General features: G+C 46.6%; 16 protein-coding genes and 2 other annotated features. Of the genes, 14 read left to right on the plus strand and 2 right to left on the minus strand.

The genetic code is table 11. The annotated features are described in order from the left end of the window. Positions 1-56 precede the first annotated feature (56 nt). From rnc to EUAN_RS02280, 5 genes are all read left to right on the plus strand, one after another. Positions 57-755 carry a ribonuclease III gene (gene rnc / locus EUAN_RS02260; protein ID WP_071061283.1) on the plus strand — a complete coding sequence of 233 codons (699 nt, stop codon included), beginning with the start codon at positions 57-59 and terminating at the stop codon, positions 753-755. Next, a complete protein-coding gene (locus EUAN_RS02265) occupies positions 748-1,842 on the plus strand; it encodes an elongator complex protein 3 (protein ID WP_071061285.1) in 1,095 nt (364 codons plus the stop codon). The genes rnc and EUAN_RS02265 overlap by 8 nt, the downstream gene beginning before the upstream one ends. Before the next feature lie 3 nt (positions 1,843-1,845). Continuing rightward, complete coding sequence (smc, locus tag EUAN_RS02270; protein ID WP_071061288.1) at positions 1,846-5,433, plus strand: chromosome segregation protein SMC; 3,588 nt, start codon at positions 1,846-1,848, stop codon at positions 5,431-5,433. Positions 5,434-5,513: 80 nt separating this feature from the next. Beyond that, on the plus strand, positions 5,514-5,906 hold the full coding sequence (locus tag EUAN_RS02275; protein ID WP_071061290.1) for a DUF3887 domain-containing protein: 393 nt from the start codon (positions 5,514-5,516) through the stop codon (positions 5,904-5,906). 96 nt (positions 5,907-6,002) lie between these two features. Then, positions 6,003-7,547 carry a PAS domain-containing protein gene (locus EUAN_RS02280; protein WP_071061293.1) on the plus strand — a complete coding sequence of 515 codons (1,545 nt, stop codon included), beginning with the start codon at positions 6,003-6,005 and terminating at the stop codon, positions 7,545-7,547. Between the two features lie 64 nt (positions 7,548-7,611). Here the strand turns inward: EUAN_RS02280 and leuB are convergent, their stop codons facing one another. Both leuB and cimA read right to left on the minus strand, forming a co-directional pair. Then, positions 7,612-8,685: a 3-isopropylmalate dehydrogenase gene (gene leuB / locus EUAN_RS02285; RefSeq protein ID WP_071061296.1), complete on the minus strand. Its 1,074-nt coding sequence runs from the start codon at positions 8,683-8,685 to the stop codon at positions 7,612-7,614. Between the two features lie 38 nt (positions 8,686-8,723). Next, a complete protein-coding gene (gene cimA / locus EUAN_RS02290; RefSeq protein ID WP_071061299.1) occupies positions 8,724-10,307 on the minus strand; it encodes a citramalate synthase in 1,584 nt (527 codons plus the stop codon). Positions 10,308-10,364: 57 nt separating this feature from the next. Further along, positions 10,365-10,574, minus strand: a binding site (T-box leader). Between the two features lie 191 nt (positions 10,575-10,765). Next, positions 10,766-11,004, plus strand: a binding site (T-box leader). Positions 11,005-11,096: 92 nt separating this feature from the next. Here cimA and ilvC point away from each other — a divergent pair. The 9 genes from ilvC (at position 11,097) to EUAN_RS02335 (ending at position 22,461) form a co-directional block, all read left to right on the plus strand. Beyond that, on the plus strand, positions 11,097-12,089 hold the full coding sequence (gene ilvC / locus EUAN_RS02295) for a ketol-acid reductoisomerase (protein ID WP_071061301.1): 993 nt from the start codon (positions 11,097-11,099) through the stop codon (positions 12,087-12,089). 12 nt (positions 12,090-12,101) lie between these two features. Further along, positions 12,102-13,757, plus strand: coding sequence for a dihydroxy-acid dehydratase (ilvD, locus tag EUAN_RS02300; protein ID WP_071061303.1), 1,656 nt, complete (start codon positions 12,102-12,104; stop codon positions 13,755-13,757). Between the two features lie 72 nt (positions 13,758-13,829). After that, a complete protein-coding gene (gene ilvB, locus EUAN_RS02305) occupies positions 13,830-15,485 on the plus strand; it encodes a biosynthetic-type acetolactate synthase large subunit (protein WP_071061305.1) in 1,656 nt (551 codons plus the stop codon). A gap of 353 nt (positions 15,486-15,838) precedes the next feature. Beyond that, complete coding sequence (locus EUAN_RS02310) at positions 15,839-17,191, plus strand: CCA tRNA nucleotidyltransferase (RefSeq protein ID WP_071061307.1); 1,353 nt, start codon at positions 15,839-15,841, stop codon at positions 17,189-17,191. Positions 17,192-17,332: 141 nt separating this feature from the next. Then, positions 17,333-19,030: a GspE/PulE family protein gene (locus EUAN_RS02315; RefSeq protein WP_071061310.1), complete on the plus strand. Its 1,698-nt coding sequence runs from the start codon at positions 17,333-17,335 to the stop codon at positions 19,028-19,030. A 13-nt stretch (positions 19,031-19,043) separates the two neighbouring features. Then, positions 19,044-20,108 carry a type IV pilus twitching motility protein PilT gene (locus tag EUAN_RS02320; RefSeq protein WP_071061312.1) on the plus strand — a complete coding sequence of 355 codons (1,065 nt, stop codon included), beginning with the start codon at positions 19,044-19,046 and terminating at the stop codon, positions 20,106-20,108. A 12-nt stretch (positions 20,109-20,120) separates the two neighbouring features. Further along, complete coding sequence (locus EUAN_RS02325) at positions 20,121-21,335, plus strand: type II secretion system F family protein (protein WP_071061314.1); 1,215 nt, start codon at positions 20,121-20,123, stop codon at positions 21,333-21,335. 99 nt (positions 21,336-21,434) lie between these two features. Beyond that, entirely contained in the window at positions 21,435-21,818 is a 384-nt protein-coding gene (locus EUAN_RS02330; protein WP_097678048.1) for a prepilin-type N-terminal cleavage/methylation domain-containing protein, read from the plus strand. A 136-nt stretch (positions 21,819-21,954) separates the two neighbouring features. Then, on the plus strand, positions 21,955-22,461 hold the full coding sequence (locus EUAN_RS02335) for a pilus assembly FimT family protein (protein ID WP_071061318.1): 507 nt from the start codon (positions 21,955-21,957) through the stop codon (positions 22,459-22,461). Positions 22,462-22,488 lie beyond the last annotated feature (27 nt).

Here is a 22,488-nt window from a genome sequence, read left to right on the forward strand (position 1 = left end):
TGTAAAGAGTTTAAGCACTTGAATTTTTTACACCGCTATTACATCTGGAGGTAGAAATGAACAGAGTAATAAAGTTTCAAGAGAGGATAAGCTACAGGTTCAACGATATGGACACTGCAAGGACCGCTCTCACACACAGCTCGTACGCCAACGAGAGAAAGGGAAAGAACATAAGCTACAACGAGAGGCTGGAGTTTCTAGGTGACTCTGTGCTTGGCATAGTTGTAAGCGACTATATATTCAAGGAGTGTCCGAACAGGCCTGAGGGGGAGCTCACAAAGCTGAGAGCCACCATAGTCTGCGAGGGGGCCCTTGCCATAGGGGCTAGGGAAGCTGAGCTTGGAAAGTACCTCTACCTTGGAAAAGGGGAAGAGTATACAGGAGGAAGGAACAGGGACTCGGTGCTGGCAGACGCATTCGAGGCCGTTATAGGTGCGCTCTATCTAGACGGAGGTATTGAGCACTCAAGGGATTTCATATTCAAGTACCTGGGAGGAGTTATAGGGAGGGCGCTTTCAGGAGAGGATCTATTCAAGGACTACAAGACGCAGCTTCAGGAGCTGCTTCAACGGGACAGCAGCGTGAAGATAGAGTACAGGCTAGAGCGGGAGGACGGTCCGGACCACAGCAAGCTGTTCTACACAGGTGTCTACGTAGACGATGACTTGAAGGGAATAGGCTCTGGGAAGAGCAAGAAAGAGTCTGAGCAGAATGCGGCCAAAGAGGCGCTTTCCAAGGAGAGCGAAGATGAGTAAGAGAAACTATATAATACCTATTTTCGTGCCTCACACAGGCTGCCCGAACGACTGCATCTTCTGCAACCAGAGAAAGATAACGGGAAAGAGCACAGACTTGACTGCGGGAGAGATAGTCGAGAGGATAGAGAGCTACCTTGAGACGCTTCCTTCCGAGAACAGGACGCTTGAGATAGCCTTTTTTGGCGGAAGCTTCACCGGGATAGATATGGATATACAGAGGGAGTTTCTGGACGTGGCCTACAGCTACAAGCAGAGAGGCGTAGTGGACAAGATAAGGCTCTCTACAAGGCCTGACTATATAGATGTGGAGAGGCTAGAGCTTCTTAAGTCCAGAGGAGTGGACATAATAGAGCTCGGAGTGCAGTCTATGGACAGCGAAGTGCTTGAGAAGAGCTACAGGGGGCATACAAGAGAGCATGTGGTGGAGGCCGCCAAACTTATAGCGGAGTACGGCTTTACGCTGGGGCTTCAGATGATGGTGGGGCTTCCAGGGGATAGTTTTGAGAAGAGCATAGAGACTGCAAGAGAGATAATAGCCCTCAAGCCTCAGATAGCCAGAATATACCCAACGCTTGTGATAGTGGAGACAGAGCTTGAAAACGAGTACAGAAACGGGAACTACTCTGCGCTCAGTTTAGAGGAGGCCGTTTACAGGTCGAAGTACATACTCTACCTACTAGAGAGTGCGGGAATTCAGGTCATAAGGGTTGGACTTCAGCCAAGCGACAACATAAGCGAAGGCGGAGACATAGTAGCAGGACCTTTCCATCCGGCCTTCAGACAGCTTGTAGAAGGCGAGATATACTACGATATAGTTGACAACTACCTCTCGGGGAAAGAGCAGACAGAGGGGCTGGAACTTGCGATATCGGCAGATGCTTCCAAGATATCTGAAATAGCAGGGCAGGGGGGAGTCAACAAGAAGAGGCTTATTCAAAAGTACGGGCTTGGAAATATAAGCATATCTCCTGCATCACTTGGAAAAGACAGACTAGAGCTGGACTTGGGCGGAGAATCATGCATACTGGACAGAAGCGCTGTGCTGGACATCATATATCGTGAAAAACTGAATAGAGAGGTGTAGGTTTTGTACTTAAAGAGACTAGAGATACAGGGATTCAAATCATTCGCAGACAAGACAGTCATAAAGTTCGAGAGCGGAATAACAGGAGTAGTAGGCCCGAACGGCTCCGGAAAGAGCAATATATCGGACTCCATAAGGTGGGTGCTTGGAGAGCAGAGCATAAAGAGCCTCAGGGGAAACAAGATGGAGGACGTCATATTCTCAGGAGCTTCCGGCAGAAACGCCTTAGGCTTTGCAGAGGTCACTATGGTGCTCGACAACTCAGGGGGGATTTTCCCTATAGAGTATGAGGAGCTGGCGGTGACCAGGAGGATGTTCAGATCAGGAGAGAGCGAGTACTACATAAACAGAAACTCCTGTAGGCTAAGGGATATACGCGAGCTCTTTATGGACACTGGAATAGGAAAAGACGGTTACTCCATAATAGGCCAGGGCAGGATAGATGACATACTGAGCTCCAAGTCTGAGGACAGAAGAAAGATATTCGAAGAGGCAGCCGGGATAGTGAAGTACAAGAGCAGAAAAGAGGAATCGGAGAGAAAGCTCCAGAGGACAAGAGACAATCTAGTCAGGATAGACGACATAATCTCAGAGCTAGAATCTCAGATAGGTCCTCTTTCGGAGCAGTCAGAAAAGGCCAAGAGATACCTAGAGGTAAGCGAAACTCATAAAAAGCTGGACCTTGAACTCTTCGCGATGGAATTTGAGTCGCTGAAGTCAGAAGAGGAGAAATGCGAGATAAGGCTTTCAGAGGTGTCAAAAGAGCTTGAAGAAAATTCAAAGCTAAAAGATAGCTTGAAAGAGAAGATATCCTCAGACGAAGAGAGCGTAGAAGAGCTTGAAGAAGAGCTGCTAAAAGCAAACGAAGAAAAATACAGTATACTTGCCAAAAATGAGAAACTGGAGGGTCAGGTAAGGCTTTATGAAGAGCAGATAAAGTCTAGCCAAAGGGATATAGAGCGTATAGAGAGAGAGACGGCCGAGCAGAGTGAAGAGCAGGCAAAGCTTCAGAGTGAGATGGAGCTTAAGACAAGAAGCAGAGAGGAATGTCTGGAGAAGCTTGAATCCAAAAACAAGACGATAACTCAGAGGGAGTCGGAGCTGTCCGAGATAATGAAGCGAGTGGCCGAGATAGAGGAGTCTGTAGAGCAGAGAAAAGAAGAGGCGCTTGAGCTTTTAAACTATATCTCCGAGGAGAAGCTGAAGCTCAACACACTGGACTCCAACAAAGAGAGCTTGAGACTCAGAGCCGAGCAGATCTCAAAAGAGATAGAGCGAAACAAAAGCAAGGCCGAAGAGGTCTCCAGGCACAACTTAGAGCTTTCAGAGAAACTCGAAAAGATGAAGAAGAGCTTGGCTGAAATAGAGTCGGAAGCTTCGATTAAGAAGAGCCAAAGAGAGCAGACGCTGGAGAGCAAAAAGAAAGTTCAGAACTACATTGAAGGCTTGAAGTCGGGGCTTCAGAGCAAGCAGTCCAACTTGAAATTCCTAAGAGAGATGAAAGAAGAGTACGAGGGCTACTACAAGGGAGTCAAGAACTTCCTGATTCAGTCTAAAAACATAGAGGAACTTCAAAACGGCATAGATGGGCTAGTTGCTGAGCTTTTAAGCGTCAGCAAAGAACATGAAAAGGCCATAGAGGTTGCGCTGGGAGGAAGCCTCCAGCATATAGTGTTGGGAACTCAGAGAGACGGAAAGCGCTGCATAGAGTTTCTGAAGGAGAGGAAGCTTGGGAGAATAACTTTCCTACCTAGAGACTCTATAAAGGGAAAGACACTGAACGCCAACGAAGACAGGATACTGTCGGAAAGCGGAGTTCTGGGGCTTGCCTCGGACATAGTGGAGTACGACGCAAGGTACGCGGAGATATTTAAAAATCTGCTCGGAAGAACGGTGGTCATAGACAATATGGACACCATGATATCTATATCTAAAAAATACGGCAACTACCTAAAGCTCGTGACGATTGAGGGAGATGTGCTAAACCCTGGAGGTTCCATGACAGGAGGAAGTTTCAAAGGAAACAGCCTGAGCCTTTTGGGAAGAGAGAGGCAGATAAAAGAGCTGGAAGACGGGATTCTTTCAGGCAAGTCGGAGTACAGCGAAAAGGTAGAGATATACAGAAGTTTGGAAGATGAGATAAGCTCCCTTGAAACAGAGCTAGTGGAGCTAGAGAAGAGCGAAAGAGAGATAAGTTACGAGAAAAACAGACTAGAGAGCCAGTACAGCCATACCTCGGAACAGGAGGCAGAGCTTGCAAAAGGAGCCTCAAGCTACGAGCAAGAGACTGTGCAGATAGAAGAGGAGCTTCAGAAGCTGGAGTCCAGAAGAGCTCTTGTAGAGCAGAAGATAGAGGAGCACAAAGAGAACATAGACAGAATACAGCTTGAAGTCGAAAATCAGAGCAGAGAGATAGAAAAAGAGAAGTCCGTGGTAGAGCAGGACAACGTCGAGCTTACAGAGCAGAAGATAGAGCGAGCTTCCATAGAGGAGAGCCTGAAGAGCGCAGACTTAGAGCTAGACAGGATTTCGAAAGAGATAGAGAAGACGGTGCGAAAGCTTGAGAGCTTGAACTCTGAGCGAGAGCGATTAAGTGAGAGCAGAGTAAAGATCGAGAGTGACATAGAGAGTTCCAAAGCTGAAATAGAGGGCTTGAAGAGCGACATCCAGCTTTCAGAGGAGAGCATAGAGAAGCTAAAGCAGTCGAAAGTCAAAGTGTTGGAAGCTTTAAAAGAGGCTGAAGCTAAGTACAAGCAGCTGGAGCTTGATATGGAAAGCATTGAAAAAGAAAGGCTGAAGCTGGAGCTTTGCAAAGAGAAAGCCGAGGTGAAGCTGGACTCTCTGAGAGAGAGAATATGGGACGAGTACGAGCTCTCATACTCCATGGTGCTGAATATGGAGCTGGACGGAGGGTCCAGAGCTGAAATAGAGAGCGAGCTTCAGACTGCAAAGCAGGAGCTTAGAAAAATTGGGAATGTGAATCTGGAGTCCATAGAGGAATACGAGAAGGTATCCGAGAGGTACAACTTCCTGAAAAAGCAGAGGGAGGACCTTATAGAGGCCGAGAAGTCGCTAAAGCACGTGATAAAAGAGATGAACCACAAGATGAAAGAGCAGTTCAAGTACAAGTTCGAGGAGATAAGAATTCAGTTTGCCGAGATATTTGTGGCCATGTTTGGCGGAGGGAAGGCCGACATAAGGCTTGAAGAGCCGGATGAAGTGCTGGAAAGCGGGATAGAGATAATAGCCCAGCCTCCCGGAAAGAAACTTCAGTCGCTTTCGCTGCTTTCAGGTGGAGAGAGGGCCCTTACAGCTATAGCCATACTGTTCGCCATACTGAAAACTAGATCCACACCTTTCTGCATACTGGACGAGATAGAGGCAGCACTTGACGAGTCGAACGTCTACAGATATGCAGAGTATCTGGAGAGCTTCTCGAAAGACACTCAGTTTATAGTCATAACCCACAGAAAGGGAACTATGGAGTCGGCAGACTCGCTCTATGGCGTGACTATGGAGGACAACGGCATAAGCAAGATAATTTCAGTGAAACTCACAGACAAACTCATAGAGGAAAGCAGCAGGGGTTAAAGCAAGGTCTAAAGCCCCTGCTTTATTTTTATCTCACTGGGTATTGAATAGATATATTCTAAATCTGGGGAGGGAGAAAAATGAAAAAATTCACAGGAATCATTGCTGGACTTATGATTATGGCGTTTGCACTTGCTGGCTGCGGGTCGTCGAAGCTAGGCGAAAACTACAGCGAGGATAAACTGAAGGCTGCGGCTGAGTCTGTAATAGAGAACACCAGCGAGGGAAACTACAAAGCTGTACTGGAGGGGGCATCGGACGAGCTTAAGGCTGCACTAAGCGAGGCGAAGCTCAAAGAGGTCTGGGACCTCTATGGCGAAAAGGGGAAGCTCGAGGAGATAACTAAGATGAAGTTTGAAGAAAAGGACGGCTACGGCGTGGTGACGGCGATTGCCAAGTACGAAAAAAAGAAAATACAGTTTACTCTGTCTTACAACGAGGATATGGAACTTTCAGGATTTTGGCTGAGATAGAAATCGCAAGAATTGATCTAAATCACGGAAGTAGAATATCTTATATCATATACTGTTGATAACGATTATCAATGGAATTCGACAGGGGGAATGGATATGAAAATGGAACAACATGTGAAGATAGATGAAGCGAAGATAGAAAAATTGATGAGAGTCAAGCTCTCGTACTTGAAGGGCGAGCTTGATCTGGAGAGCGCAAGAGAAAAGATCAGAGAGATAACGGATAGAGTTACAGCCCAGGAGTTCGCCATATGCGAGCAGAAGCTACAGGAACACGGCATAAGCGATGACGAGATAGCCGAGAGGATAGAGGAGATAGTGTCTATCTTCGATGGAGTGCTTCAAAGTGACGAGCTAGAAGTTCAGAGTGGACACCCTATAAGGACATATATAGAGGAAGTAAAGGCGATACGTGTAGTGCTTGAGCAGATAAAAGAAGAGCAAAGCGGAAAATTCATAAAGAACAGGTGGCTTGAGTTATACGAGAAGCTTTCTGAGATAAGTGTGCACTTTGCCAGAAAACAGAACCAGCTCTTCCCTGCGCTTGAAGGCAAGGGTTTTGACAAACCTTCAAAGGTGATGTGGACGCTTGAAAACAGGATTAGAGATATCATAAAAGAGGCTAGGGCTTACTTGGAGTCTGACGAGGATGAGAAATTTTTATCTATGCAAGTGGAAGTGATGGAGCTTGTAGAGGATATGATGCAAAAAGAGATGGAGATACTTTTCCCAACTGCGCTTGAGATGATCTCAGACGAGGAGTTTGTAAAGATGAGGATAGGAGACGACGAGATAGGCTATTGTCTTATAGAGAATCCACCGGCATATAAGCCTGAGCTGGGGGTAAGTGAAGGTATTAAGTCTGAAGCAAATGGAGAGCTACTTAAAGATCTGGCGAAGCTGCTTCAGAAACATGGACTTGATACATCGGAAGACAGCGAAAAAGTGCTAGATGTAAGGCAGGGGAAGCTCACTCTAGAGCAGATAAACCTTATATTCAGGCATCTTAAGGTGGACCTATCCTACGTGGACGAAAACGAGATAGCCCAGTTCTACAGCGACACAACGCACAGGGTATTTCCAAGAAGCCCAGGGGTGATAGGGAGAAAAGTCGAGAATTGCCATCCTAGGGAGAGTGTGAGCACTGTAAAAGAGATAATAAGGGCGTTCAGAGAAGGCGAACAGGAAGAGGCCGAGTTCTGGCTTGAAATGGGCGGAAAGTTCATATATATAGTCTACACTGCTGTAAGAGACGACAACGGGAAGTTCAGGGGAGTGCTGGAGATGATGCAGGACGCCACGCATGTAAGGTCTCTTGAGGGGAGTCAGAGGCTGCTCTCTTGGGAGAATGAAAAAAGAGATGCAGATCATGAAAAAGATATCAAAGTCGAAGTTAAAAGCAAAGATAACAGCTACGGCATAACTAAAGACACGCTTATAGGGGAGCTTGTAAAGAAGTACCCGCATATAAAGAGCTTTATGCTAGGCTTGTCGCCCAACTACAGCAAGCTGAAGAACCCCATACTCTTCAAGACCATGGCCAACATGGCCACTATGGAGATGATAGCATCTAGAGGTGGGTTTGAAACACAGGAGCTTATAGACAAGATAGTCGCAGAGATAGACTCTAACGAAAGCTAAAGACACTTAAAGAGCATATAAAAAAGAGATATGGAAAATCCATATCTCTTTTGCATTCTGTCTATTAAACTCTCTCTGCTACAAGCTCTCCCATCTTAGCACATCCAACTATCTTAGTGCCTTTGCTTGCTATATCTCCAGTTCTGTATCCTTCGTCTAGTACCTTTTCAACGGCAGCTTCTATTGCAGAAGCTTCTTCTTCAAGGTCGAAAGAGTATCTAAGCATCATAGCCGCTGAAAGTATAGTAGCTAGCGGGTTGGCCTTGTCCTGTCCTGCTATGTCAGGAGCTGAACCGTGGCTAGGCTCGTATAGTCCAAGCTTTCCGTCTGAAAGACTTGCAGATGGAAGCATTCCTATAGATCCTGTAAGCATGCTCGCCTCGTCTGAAAGTATGTCTCCGAACATGTTTGAAGTTACTATTACGTCAAACTGCTTAGGGTTTACAACTAGCTGCATAGCTGCGTTGTCAACTAGAAGGTGCTTAAGCTCTACGTCTGGGTAGTCTGCTGCAACTCTAACTACAACTTCTCTCCAAAGTCTTGAACTCTCAAGTACGTTCATCTTGTCTATGCTAGTCACAAGCTTGTTTCTCTTTCTAGCTATTTCGAAAGCCACTCTTGCTATTCTCTCTACCTCTGACACAGAGTACTTCTCAGTGTCATAAGCTGCTTCTTCGCCGGCTTCGTTAGTAAGTCTTCCTCTGTCTCCAAAGTAGATTCCACCTGTAAGCTCTCTAACTATGCAGATGTCAAGGCTGTCGCCTATTATCTCAGGCTTAAGTGGTGAAGCATCTTTAAGCGCCTTGTAAAGAAGCGCTGGACGAAGGTTTGCAAAAAGTCCAAGCTCTTTTCTGATTCCAAGAAGTCCAGCCTCTGGTCTAAGCTCTCCTGGAAGGTTGTCCCACTCGTATCCTCCAACTGCTCCAAGAAGTACAGAGTCGCTCTTCTTGCATATGTCTATAGTCTCCTGTGGAAGAGGCACGCCAGTCTTGTCATAAGCAACTCCTCCCATAAGCACTTCCTCGTAGTTGAATACGTGTCCGTATTTGCTACCTATCTTGTCTAGTACGATTTTCGCCTGATCTACTATCTCAGGTCCTATTCCGTCTCCGGGCATTACAGCTATATTGAATTCCATAAAAAAACCTCCTAAATATTATTTAAATTCGTTTTAAACTATTTTTCGACTCCATCTATGTTGAGTAATTTGTACTCGATAGAGTCCTTTAGAGCAATTAAACTTGCTTCTATTATATCAGAAGAGACCCCGATTGTCGTCCAGTTTTTGACTCCGTCGGTTGACTCTATGATAACTCTTACCTTGGCTGAAGTGGTGTTCTCAGTATCCAACACCCTTACCTTGTAGTCTGTAAGGTAGACATCTTTCAGGACAGGGTAGAAGACCTCGAGGGCTTTTCTAAGCGCCTTGTCTAGAGCGTCTACAGGTCCTTTTCCCTGTGCCGCCGTTATTTCGGCTACGCCACCAACGCTGACTTTCACCATGCTAGACGAAGTGAACTCGCCACTTTCCACGTCGTTCTCACCTATGGCCTTGAAGAAGTCTATGGCGAAAGGCTCTCTGTACATTCCAAGCACTTTCATGACTACAAGCTCGAAAGAGCTCTCTGCGCCCTCGTATTGGTAGCCTTCATGCTCTAATCGCTTCAGCTCGTCTATTATCAGCTGGGCTTCTGGAGAGTCTTTAGTGATGCTAGGGTCTATCTTCTGGACAGAAGATAGTATAGAGCTTCTGCCTGAGACCTCCGACATCAGGAACCTTCTCCTGTTTCCAACAAGCTCTGGAGATATGTGCTCAAAAGAGTGCGACGCCTTGTTGACCCCGTCTATATGCATGCCGCCTTTGTGGGCGAATGCGCTGGCGCCTACATAAGGCATTCCCGTAGACATATGGATGTTGGCTATCTCGCCTACAGCCCTTGCCGCCGGCGTAAGCTCTGACATAAGCTCTGATGGGATACATTCATAGCCCAGCTTTATCTGAAGGTTGGGTATTATAGTCGAGAGATTGGCGTTTCCACACCTTTCCCCGAAGCCTATGAAAGTACCCTGCACATGGTCTGCGCCGGCCCTAACGCCTTCCACGGAGTTGGCTACAGCCATTCCGCAGTCGTTGTGGCAGTGGAGCCCAACGCTTGTAGAAGGAAATCTCTCGCATACAAGCTTCACGATTTCAGATATTTCATGAGGGAAAGTCCCGCCGTTTGTGTCGCAAAGCGCAAGGCATGAAGCTCCCCCGTCTACAGCCGCCTGAAGCGAAGCTAGGGCATACTCGGGATTGGACTTGTAGCCGTCAAAGAAATGCTCTGCGTCAAACACCACTTCTTTTCCAGCAGACACAAAGAAAGCTATAGTCTCCTCTATCATCTCCAGATTCTCTGGAAGTGTAGCTTTTATTATATCTGTGACATGGAAGTCCCAGCTTTTCCCGAAGATAGCTACAGCAGGCGTTTCGGCTGTCAGAAGAGCCTGTACATTGGCGTCTTCCTCCACAGATATACCCTTTCTCCTGGTGCTTCCGAAGGCCACTATCTTTGCATGTGAAAGAGAAAGCTTCTTGACTTCGTTGAAAAACTCGAGGTCCTTTGAATTAGATCCAGGATTTCCGGCTTCTATATAGTTTACTCCGATGCTGTCAAGCTGCTTGACTATCTTTATCTTGTCTTTGACAGAGAAAGATATGCCTTCACCCTGAGCCCCGTCTCTAAGTGTAGAGTCAAATATATTTATATTTCTTTTCAAAATAAAACCTCCTTCGTTCTTGATTTGAAAAAACCGTATAAAAAAACTCGTCCTATATAAAAGGACGAGTTGAAAACCCGCGGTACCACCTTAGTTGAAAAACCACTTTAGAGCCTATAACGCGGCAAAACGGCATATCCTAACGGCGTAGCTTTCGGATATGCGACTCAAGAGTGATCTGTATATTGCGACTGGTGCCGGCTTTCACCACAGTGCCGGCTCTCTGCGACCATCCATCAAAATACCCTTCTCTTTCACAGTCTTTTCAGTTTCATGATAGTTAAATTATTTTATACTCTATCAATTAATAGGGGAGTTGTCAATAATTATCGTGCAAAAAATACTACGCCAGGCTTGGCTATTTTTTAACGATTTGAGCGCTGGGAGCATCTAAAAAGTGGTTGACAGAACATATGACGGGGGGTATAATTATTCTAAGAATTTGCATTATAAATAGTGTAGATATGATGATGGAGAGAAAAATGCACTGTCCAATTCAAGAGAGCTGACGAAACGGTGGAAGTCAGCATTGGTAGGCATATAATGATCACTCCTGAATAACTTATCTGAAAAGACGTACATAGTGTCTTATTAGGACGAGTCGGCAGTCACCGTTAAAAGACGAAAGGATTTAACCTTTAAAGAGGCATTTATGCAACTAGGGTGGTACCGCGGAAGTAGATCTTTCGTCCCTATAGATCAGTGGATCTATGGAGATGAAGGATTTTTTTAATATATCAATGAATATAAAATTTTAAAAATACAATATGATTAGGGGGATTTTTAGAAATGGCAAAAATGTACTATGACGCAGACGCAAACTTGGAATTATTAAATGGAAAGACAGTAGCAGTAATAGGATACGGAAGTCAAGGACACGCACACTCGCTTAACCTAAAAGAGAGCGGAGTAGACGTAGTGGTTGGACTATACGAAGGAAGCAAGTCTTGGGCGAAGGCAGAAGCAGAAGGACTTAAAGTGGCTACAGTAGCAGAGGCTACTAAAGTTGCAGACATCGTAATGATACTTCTACCAGACGAGAGACAAAAGGCTGTTTACGAAGAGTCGATAGCTCCAAACCTAAAAGAGGGAGCAGCTCTTGCTTTCGCACACGGATTCAACATCAGATTCAGCCAGATAGTGCCACCAGCTAACTCAGACGTATTCATGGCAGCTCCTAAGGGACCTGGACATCTAGTTAGAAGAGTATACCAAGAAGGATTTGGAGTACCAGCTCTTATAGCTGTATACCAAGACGCTTCAGGAAAAGCTAAAGACATAGCTCTTGCTTACGCTAAAGGAGTAGGTGGAACTAGAGCAGGAGTTCTAGAGACTACTTTCAAAGAAGAGACTGAGACTGACCTTTTCGGAGAGCAAGCAGTTCTATGCGGAGGAACTACAGAGCTTATAAAAGCTGGTTTCGACACACTTGTAGAAGCTGGATACCAGCCAGAGATAGCTTACTTCGAGTGTCTACACGAGCTTAAGCTTATAGTAGACCTACTATACGAAGGCGGATTCGAGAACATGAGATACTCTGTTTCAGACACAGCTGAGTACGGAGACTACATGATAGGAAGAAGAATCATAACTGACGAGACTAGAGCAGAGATGAAGAAAGTTCTTAAAGAGATCCAAAACGGAGTATTCGCTAGAAACTGGCTACAAGAGAACGCCCTTAACAGACCAGAGTTCGACTCTATAAAGCAAGCTGAGCTTGAGCATCCAATAGTTGAGGTAGGAAAGAACCTAAGAAGCATGATGGCTTGGATAAAAAAATAGGGGATGATTTAAATGAGAAGTGATGCAATAAAGAAAGGCGCCGCAAAGGCGCCTCATAGATCGCTGCTTAAAGCGCTTGGAATGACTGACGAAGAGATATCTAGACCGCTTATAGGTGTGGTGAACTCTTTCAACGAGATAGTTCCAGGGCATATAGAGCTCGACAAGATAACTGAAGCAGTGAAGCGTGGAGTGCTTATGGCAGGCGGAACTCCTATAGAGTTTCCGGCAATCGCAGTTTGCGACGGAATAGCCATGAACCACGTGGGGATGAAGTACTCGCTTGCGAGCAGGGAGCTTATAGCCGACAGCATAGAGACTATGGCCAGAGCGCACGCTTTCGACGGGCTTGTAATCATACCTAACTGTGACAAGACAGTTCCAGGAGCTATGATGGCTGCTGCAAGACTGAACATACCTACTATAGTTATGAGCGGTGGAGCTATGCTTGCAGGAAAGACTTTCAACCAGGACACAGACCTTGCGACTGTATTCGAGGGAGTTGGATCGCATGAGAACCAAAAGATGAGCGACGAGGAGCTTCTAGAGCTTGAAAACTCGGCTTGCCCTACTTGCGGATCATGTTCTGGAATGTTCACAGCCAACTCTATGAACTGCATGACAGAGGTGCTTGGGATAGGGCTTCCGTACAACGGAACTATACCGGCAGTCTTCGCAGATAGAAAGAGGCTTGCAAAAGAAGCTGGAATGAAGATAATGGAACTGGTTGAAAAGCAGATACTTCCAAGAGATATAATAAACGAGAAGTCGATAGAGAATGCACTTGTAGCCGATATGGCTCTAGGATGTTCTTCAAACACTGTACTTCACCTTACAGCCATAGCTCATGAGGCTAAGGCGGATATAAACCTTGAGAAGATAAACGAGATAAGCCAGAAGACTCCTAACCTCTGCAAACTGAGCCCAGCAGGACCTTACCATATAGAGCATCTTCACGCTGTTGGGGGAATACCAGCAGTTCTGAACGAGCTTTCTAAAAAAGGCCTTCTAAACGAGGACTGCATGACGGTTACAGGCAAGACTATAGGCGAGAACTTCAAGGGCAAAGAGAAGAAGGGAAGCAAGGTAATAGCCGATATAGACGCTCCGCACAGTGCAACAGGCGGAATAGCTATACTCAAAGGCACACTTGCACCGGAAGGCGCTGTTGTAAAGAGATCGGCCGTGGCTGAGAGCATGCTTAAAAACACTGGTACAGCCAAAGTATTCAACTCTGAAGAAGAGGCTGTAGAGGCTATACTTGGACACAAGATAGTAGCTGGAGATGTAGTTGTAATCAGATACGAAGGACCTAAAGGCGGGCCTGGAATGAGAGAGATGCTTTCTCCTACAGCTGCCATAGCCGGAATGGGACTTGGAGAGTCGGTTGCGCTTATAACAGACGGTAGATTCTCGGGAGCTACTAGAGGAGCCGCAATAGGACATGTTTGCCCGGAGGCTTCAGAGGGAGGACCTATAGCTCTAGTTAGAGACGGAGACGAGATAGAGGTAGACATCCTAGCTGGTGTGATAAATCTGCTTGTAGACGAAGCTGAGCTAGAGGAGAGAAAAAAGACTCTGGAGATAAGAGTAAATGAATTTGAAGGCTACCTTGGAAGATATGCGAAGCTTGTGGCTTCTGCATCAGAGGGAGCAGTCCTAAAATAATAGATTGTACACAAAAGTCCTCCTCTTAACAGAGGGGGACTTTTGCACTATAGAGAGAAAGAAGGGATTTAAATGAAACTAAGCGGAGCGCATATAGTGCTAGAGTGCCTTAAAGAGCAAGGTGCGGACACGCTCTTCGGATATCCGGGAGGGGCTGTTATACCTTTCTACGATGCACTTTACGACAAGAGCGGGGACTTCAACCACATAAGACCTTCGCACGAGCAGGGGGCTTCACATGCAGCAGACGCATACGCCAGAGTGACGGGAAAGGTGGGTGTCTGCGTGGTGACTTCAGGGCCTGGAGCAACTAATACAGTCACGGGGATAGCCAATGCCTATATGGACTCGGTGCCAATGGTGGTGATTACAGGCCAGGTAGGGAGAAGTCTTCTAGGGAAAGACTCTTTCCAGGAAGTAGATATAACAGGAATAACATCACCTATAACAAAGCACAACTTCCTTGTAGAGGATGTAAAGACGCTTGCAGACACTATCAGAAAGGCTTTCAAGATAGCGAGATCGGGAAGGCCAGGACCGGTGCTGGTGGACATACCGAAAGACGTATTTATGGAGAGCTGTGAATACGAAAGCGTGGAGATAGTCATGGATGAAAAGCATCACGAGATATCGGAGCCAGAGTGGTTCGAGCGCGCCGCAAAAGAGATAAACAGCTCCAAGAAGCCTGTGCTCTACGTAGGCGGAGGAGTAATTATCTCCGACAGCGCAGAAGAGCTGGTGAAGATAGCTAAAAAAGGCAATATACCTGTTGCAAACACGCTTATGAGTCTTGGATCTATAGACAGGGACGACGAGCTTTCGCTTGGAATGCTTGGAATGCACGGCGAGAAAGAGACAAATATGGCCGTGGACAACTGCGACCTCCTTATAGCTGTGGGGGCCAGGTTCGACGACAGAGTTACGGGAGACCTCGACAAATTCGCCCAAAGAGCCAAGGTAATCCATATGGATATAGATGCGGCTGAGATCTCCAAAAACAGGGAAGCTGATATATTCCTGATAGGCGACCTAAAGGACACGCTGGCGGAGCTTTCAAAGCATATAGAGGAAGGCGACAGAAGCGAGTGGCTTGCAGAGATAGAGAGCTACAAGGTGACTAGGTGTGTGGAGCACGACGAGTTTGTGGCCAAGAACATACTTGAATATGTCTCGGGGGCGCTTGGGGCTAATGCAAACGTGGCTACAGACGTAGGACAGCATCAGATGTGGACGGCGCAGTACTGGAGATTCAAGACGCCTAGAAGCTTTGTGACTTCTGGAGGGCTTGGAACTATGGGCTTCGGACTTGGAGCGGCCATAGGCTCTCAGGTGGGATGTCCAGAAAAGCGAACAGTACTTGTGACAGGCGACGGAAGCTTCAGAATGAACTGCAACGAGCTTGCCACAGTTAGAAAGCACAACCTTCCAATCATAATACTGCTTTTCAACAACAGCACGCTTGGAATGGTTCGCCAGTGGCAGAAACTGTTCCAGAAGGAGAAGTACTCGGAGACAGACATAGGAAACGAAGTGGACTATGTAAAACTTGCAGAGGCCTACAATATAGACGGACATAGAGCTAGAAGCCTTTCTGACTTCAAGGCGATATTCGACAATATAGCCGACAAGCACGAGCCTGTGCTTATAGAGTGCATAGTGAACAAAGACGACTGCGTATACCCTATAATCCCGGCAGGGGCAGGAGTGGAACAGTCTATAGTTGGGTAAGCGTAGAGTTTAGTTTTGTGAGAGTTTAAGGCAAATTTACAAGCTACTCACGCATTATGATTTGGAAAATATACTAGAACTGCATAAGTGCAAAATCCGGAACTCGCTGTCGCTCAGACACCGGACTTAAACGCACTTCTGCTTGTTCTATATTTTCATCAAATCTCCATGATGTTGCGTTGCCTAGAAAATTTGTTAAAACTCTAGAGAAAGCTTGCATTGGAGCGTATGATTTTTTAAAAAGATAATTCATAGTGGCAAAAATTGTGCTTTGAGCCAATACGAGCTCTATGAGCTTATCTTATTCTTTCTAAACTATACATATAATTAGTCAGAAAAAGGTGGTTATCCATATGGAAGATATTGAACTGGAAATTCCAGAAGACGTGGTGAGTCTTATAAGAGCGCTCGAGGAAAAAGGCCACGAGGCATATGTGGTCGGCGGGGCCATCAGGGACGCTCTATTGGGGAGGACTCCTAAGGACTGGGATATAGGCACTTCGGCGAAGCCAGAGGAGGTGATAGAGGCCTACAGCGGAAAATTTCGAACTTTCGAGAAGGGGATAGAGCACGGGACTGTAGGCGCCATAGTGGACCACAGGGACTACGAGATCACCACTTTCAGGATAGACAAGGAATACCTAGACAACAGAAGGCCCTCCGAAGTGGAGTTTACCTCATCGCTTGTTGAAGACTTGAAGCGTAGGGACTACACCATAAACGCCATGGCCTACGGACTTCGTACAGGGCTTGTGGACATATTCGGCGGTAGAGAGGATATGGCCAAGAAAACCGTTCGAGCAGTTGGAGACCCCTACGAGCGATTCGAGGAGGATGCGCTCAGGGTGCTTCGGGGTATAAGGCTTGCAAGAGAGCTCAACTTCCATGTAGAGAAGGAGACTTTCGACGCCATGATAGAAAAAGGCCATCTAGTGGAGAAGATAAGCCACGACAGGATAAGGCAGGAATTTACACGCATTATAATGACAGACAGGCCATCAATAGGAATGGGCTACTTAAAGGAGATAGAGGTGCTTAAGTACATCGTGCCGGAGCTTGAAATCTGCATCGGCTTTGACCAGAAAAACCCCTATCACACAAAAGACGTATACGGACATATAATGGACGTGTTGGATAGAACTCCCTCTGTGCTTGAGTTAAGGCTTGCGGCGCTCTTTCACGACATAGGAAAGCCGGAGTGCTTCCACCTTGACTACCACGGGGTGGGACATTTCTATGGGCATGAAAAGGTGAGCGAATCGCTGGCGGTCCATATAATGAGGAGGCTAAACTACAGCAAGTACACTGTGAAAAAAGTGGCGACTTTGGTCAGATATCATATGTCGATACATGAATTCAAGACAGAGTCCAGTGTAAAGCGCTTCATAAATAAGATAGGCAAGGAGAATATAGAGGAACTGCTAGAGCTTCAGGCTGCCGACAAGAACTCCACCAACAATGTGAAGGGCCTGCAAAATCTAGTGAACTTCAGGGGAAAATATGATAAAATCGTACTAGATGAAATACCTATGAGTCTTAAGGATTTAACTGTGAATGGACACGATGTAAAAGAACTTGGCATTTCGGAAGGAGAATATATAGGAAAGGCCTTAAACCAGCTTCTTCAGAGAGTTATAGAGAATCCACAGATAGACCAGAGAGGCGAACTGCGTAAAATAGTTGAAAAACTGTTAAATGAAGCTTAGACTGGGTAAAATGAATATAGGACAGATGAACTATGGCTATACTTGGACGCCTTATGCCATAGGGATGTGGTGGCGTAACCGACTAATGACTTCTGTTATTAGTCTTTTTTTGACTAATCAATAGAAGAGAGGAGTTTTTAGATGGAGAGAGAAATAACTGGAGCTTCCAGCAGAAAAAGCGTAAGACTTGGGGACCTTCTTGTCACCATGAAGCTTATAACCGAAAACCAGCTGAACTATGCGCTGGAGGTCCAGAAGAGGACCCAGAAAAAGCTTGGAGAAGTGCTTATAGACGAAAACATAATCAGCGAGACAGAGCTTATAGAGGTGCTGGAGTTTCAGCTAGGCATACCACATGTGAGGTTTGACAAGTACGAAGTGGAAAAAGAGGCCGTGGAGCTTATAGACGAAAAGACTGCCCAGAAGTACAATGCAATCCCCGTGAAGCTGGAAGGGGACAAAGTGCTGGTGGTAATGACCGATCCACTCAATATATTTGCGGTAGACGACCTCTCCATGATAATTGGGAAGAGCGTAGAGCCCGCTATAGGGACTAAGCAGGAGGTATTTCAGAGCATAGACAAGTACTACAGAAACAAAGGCGTGGAGAAAGAGCTGGAGGAGTTTAGCGACTCGCTTGAAGAAGTGGACTTCGAGGACGAGGAGCTTTCCTTCGAGGTCACAAATGCCCCGGTGGTAAAGCTCATAGACAGGCTTATACGCCAGGCTGTAGCCGAGAGGGCCAGCGACATACATATAGAGCCCTTCGAGAAGTCTGTGAAGGTCAGATTCAGGGTCGATGGAGATCTGCGAGAGATAATGAGCCCTGCCAAAAATACACACTCCGCGATTTCAACCAGGATAAAGATAATGTCCGGCATGAACATAGCCGAGAAGCGAATTCCCCAAGACGGCAGGATAGAGACGAAAGTCGAAGGTAGGGACATAGACATAAGGGTTTCGAGCCTTCCGACCGTGTTCGGGGAAAAGATAGTTATGAGGATACTAGACAAGTCGGGCTTTATGATTTCCAAGGGGGAGCTCGGGCTTACGGAGGGCGACCTTGAAAAGTTCGACAGTATAATAAAGTCGCCAAACGGAATAATGCTGGTTACAGGGCCTACGGGAAGCGGTAAGTCCACAACGCTATACACAGTGCTTAGGGAACTGAACGACGTAAGGCGGAATATAGTCACAGTAGAGGACCCGGTGGAGTACCAGCTTGAAGGGGTGAACCAGGTCCAGGTGATGCCGAAGGCCGGGCTGACTTTTGCCTCGGGCTTAAGGTCCATACTGAGACAGGACCCGGACATAGTCATGATAGGGGAGATAAGGGATGGAGAGACTGCAAGCATAGCCATGAGAGCCGCGATTACAGGCCACTTCGTGCTCTCCACAATGCATACAAATGACACCGCCTCAACGCTTGTAAGGCTTGTGGACATGGGGATAGAGCCATATGTGGTGGCTTCATCACTTGTGGGGGTAGTTTCGCAGAGGCTTGTAAAGAAGATATGCAAGGAGTGCCAGTACAGCTATCCTGCGGGGGAGCACGAAAAGCTGCTTCTTAAGCTGGAAGATGACGTGGAGCTTAAACGGGGAAAGGGCTGCATAGCCTGCAACAACACAGGATACAAAGGGAGAACAGCTGTATACGAGATAATGATGGTCACAAAAGAGCTCAGAAAGCTCTTAAACGACGGGGCCACAATAGACGAACTAAGGCAGAAGGCCGAGAGCGAGGGGATGGTCTCGCTCTTTGAAAACGGCAAGAGCCTCGTCTTAAACGGAAAGACTACAGTGGAGGAGCTTGTGAGGATAGCTTATTCACTCGACTAAAGGGGAGAAACAGATGGATTTCAATGAACTAGCACTAAAGACTATAGATATGGGAGCTTCAGACCTCCATATAACGGTGGGTATACCTCCAACAATCAGGATAAACGGGGACTTGGAGCCCATAGGGTCTGAAAAGCTGATGCCGGACGACACAAAAGATTTGGTCTACCAGATACTAGATGAGAGGCATAAAGTCACAATAGAGGAGAAAGGCGAAGTGGACTTCTCCCATACACTTACAGGAAAAGGCCGTTTCAGGGTGAACGCCTACAAGCAGAGAAACAGTTACGGGATGGCGCTGAGGGTTATAAACTCAGACGTTCCAAGCACAGATGAACTAGGTCTTCCCGTGTCTGTAAAAGAGCTTGCCAGAAAGAGAAGAGGGCTTGTGCTGGTCACAGGACCTACTGGAAGCGGTAAGTCGACTACACTTGCCGCCATGATAAACCAGATAAACGAAGAGAGGGCCTGTCATATAATGACGCTTGAAGACCCTATAGAGTACCTTCACAGGCATAAGAACAGCATAGTCAACCAGAGGGAAATAGGGCAGGATTCGCTTTCCTTTGCAAACGGGCTTAGGGCGTCGCTCCGTCAGGATCCGGATGTAATACTGGTGGGAGAGATGAGGGACCTAGAGACCATTTCAATCGCCATAACGGCGGCCGAGACGGGGCACCTTGTGTTCTCCACGCTCCATACACTCGGGGCAGCCAAGACAATAGACAGGGTTATAGACGTGTTCCCTCCGCATCAGCAGCATCAGATAAGGACACAGCTTTCCTCTGTAATGGAAGGTGTAATCTCCCAGCAGCTCTTGCCAAAGACGCATAGAGACGGAAGGGTGGCGGCCTTCGAGGTTATGACGGGAACTCCTGCCATAAAGAGCCTTATCAGGGAGGGCAAGACCCACCAGATGGAGAGCTCTATACAGACGGGCGGAAAGTACGGAATGCAGACTATGGACTCTTCGCTTATGAACCTATACAACAAGGGAGTCATAACTAGAGAGACGCTTACAACTTCGGCGTTCGACAGAGACACTGTTTCAAGGCTGCTCAACAACAGAGGCTACTAGGGGGGATTATAGATGCCGGAGTACAAATACAGGGCGCTGACGCAGGACGGCGCGACGCAGGAGGGGCTTTTTATAGCCGAGTCCGACAGCGAAGTGCTGGAGATGATAAGAGAGAGAAGCTGGTATCCTGTGGATATAGCTCTGAACTCCACAAGCTCGGAGCTTGAGCTTGACTTCTTCAACAAGGTCAAAACAAAAGATATTTCCATCTTTTGCCGTCAGTTCGCCACCATGATAAATTCAGGAATTACCATAATAAACATACTTGAGATTACAGAAAAGCAGACCCAGAACAAGAAGCTCAAGAAGGCAATAAAGGAAGTCCACAGCGACGTCCAGAAAGGGGCTACTTTCTCTGAGGCGCTGAAGCAGAGAGGAGAAGTATTCCCGGGGCTTCTGACCAGCATGGTGGAGGCCGGAGAGGCCAGCGGTAATCTGGACGAGATAATGATGCGTATGGCCGTTCACTACGAGAAGGAGTACAAGATAAACAACAAGATAAAGTCAGCCATGATCTACCCTGTGGTGCTTGGGATAGTGGCCTTTGCAGTAGTTGTGTTTATGCTGCTCTTTGTGCTGCCTAACTTTGTGTCCATGTTCGAGTCGGCAGGGGCGGAGCTTCCGCTTCCGACCAGAATGCTGCTTGCCATGAGCACGGGGCTTAAAAACTACTGGTTTATTGTATTCCCTGTGATATTTCTGGGCATATTTGGACTGTACAGGTATACCAAGACTCCGTCAGGCAGATGGGTTATGGACAGGGCCAAGCTCAGGCTTCCTGCCGTAAAAGGGCCTGTGAAGGACATAGTGACTTCCAGGTTCACCAGGACGCTCTCCATACTCTTTGGAAGTGGTGTGCCGCTCATACAGGCGCTCGACATAACCTCGACAGTTATACAGAACGTGGTCTTAGAGTCCAAGATACAGAATATGAAAGAGGAGATAAGGAAGGGCTACACCCTCTCCCGCTCGATAAGGGATATAGACGAGTTTCCGCCTATGATGAAATCCATGATAGGTGTAGGGGAGGAGTCCGGTACGCTTGACGAGATACTCGATAAGACGGCCAATTTCTACGACGAGGAAGTTGAAGTGGCGGTGCAGAGGCTTACGGCCCTTATAGAGCCTGTGATGATCATCTTTATGGCGGGGATAGTGGGGTTTATAGTCATAGCCATAGCGCTTCCTATGTTTGGGATGTACGAAGCCATACAGTCCACAGTTTAGAGAAAGCAATTCAAGGGGGTGAGGCCCGGGGGAGAAATGGGGCAGTGAAGGCATTATAAAAAACATATATGAAAGGAGAGAGATGAAATGATAAGTGCAATGAAGAAGAGAATTTCAAACAATAAGGGTCTTACCCTTATAGAGCTTATTATAGTTATAGCTATAATAGGTATATTGGCGGTAATAGGGGTTACACAGTTTGGAGGAATGACTGAATCAGCCAGAAAAGAAGCAGATAAAGCTGTTCTTGCGGAAGTTGAAAATGCAGCAAAGCTTTATATAGCAACAGAGGAAGATGCTCTAGCAAGCGGTGAAGTTAGTAGCGATCATGCACTGGTGAAAGACGGTTATTTGGAGTCAGCCCCTGAAATACAAGCTGAAGCTAACGGTGGACCTGATAACACAGTAACGATAACCGTTACAGATAATGATGTAACGGCTGCGGCAACAGGTGTAGTTGAAGGTGACGGTGAAGGGGAATAGAATCAGCGCTTAGACCGTGCCAGGCACTTAAGTTGTTAACTTATTTAACCTAAAGAGGAGGATTTCCTCCTCTTTTTTTAGAGTAAAAACAGAAAACTTACATATTGCATAATACTAAACTCCAGGAGGTGGATACATGGACAACAGAGGCCGTACCCTTATGGAACTTGTAATCACAATAGCAATTATAGCCATACTGTCCACTGTAGGGATTTCAAGGTATATGGGAATGCAGGAGATGGCCAAAGTTTCAGCCGACGAAGCGCTGGCTTCCGAGCTTGCAAGGGTGACCAAAGTATACTTGGCTCGAAGCGACGACAAGATTATATGGCCGGAAAAAGGAATTATGTACATAGAGCTTCAGACGCTTGTAGACGAAGACCTCGTAGACGGCGACATAAAGATACAGTCCATACGATACTCTAAGGCTCAAAACGCTTCGGGAATGGGCAAGCCGGGTAATTCTGGAAATGCACCAGGTCAGGCAAATAAGCCAAACACCCCAGGAAATTCAGAGAATGCACCGGGACAGAATAAAGATGTAGAGGACTTTGAAGCGGTAGAGATAAGCGCAAATAGAAGCTACTCTGTAACAGTAAAGTTCAACTGGAAGCAGTCGTATCCAGTTGTGAAATCGGAATGACAAAGTATACATAAAAAACAGAGGTGA

This window comes from Andreesenia angusta (assembly GCF_001855385.1).
GTDB lineage: Bacteria > Bacillota > Clostridia > Tissierellales > Gottschalkiaceae > Andreesenia > Andreesenia angusta.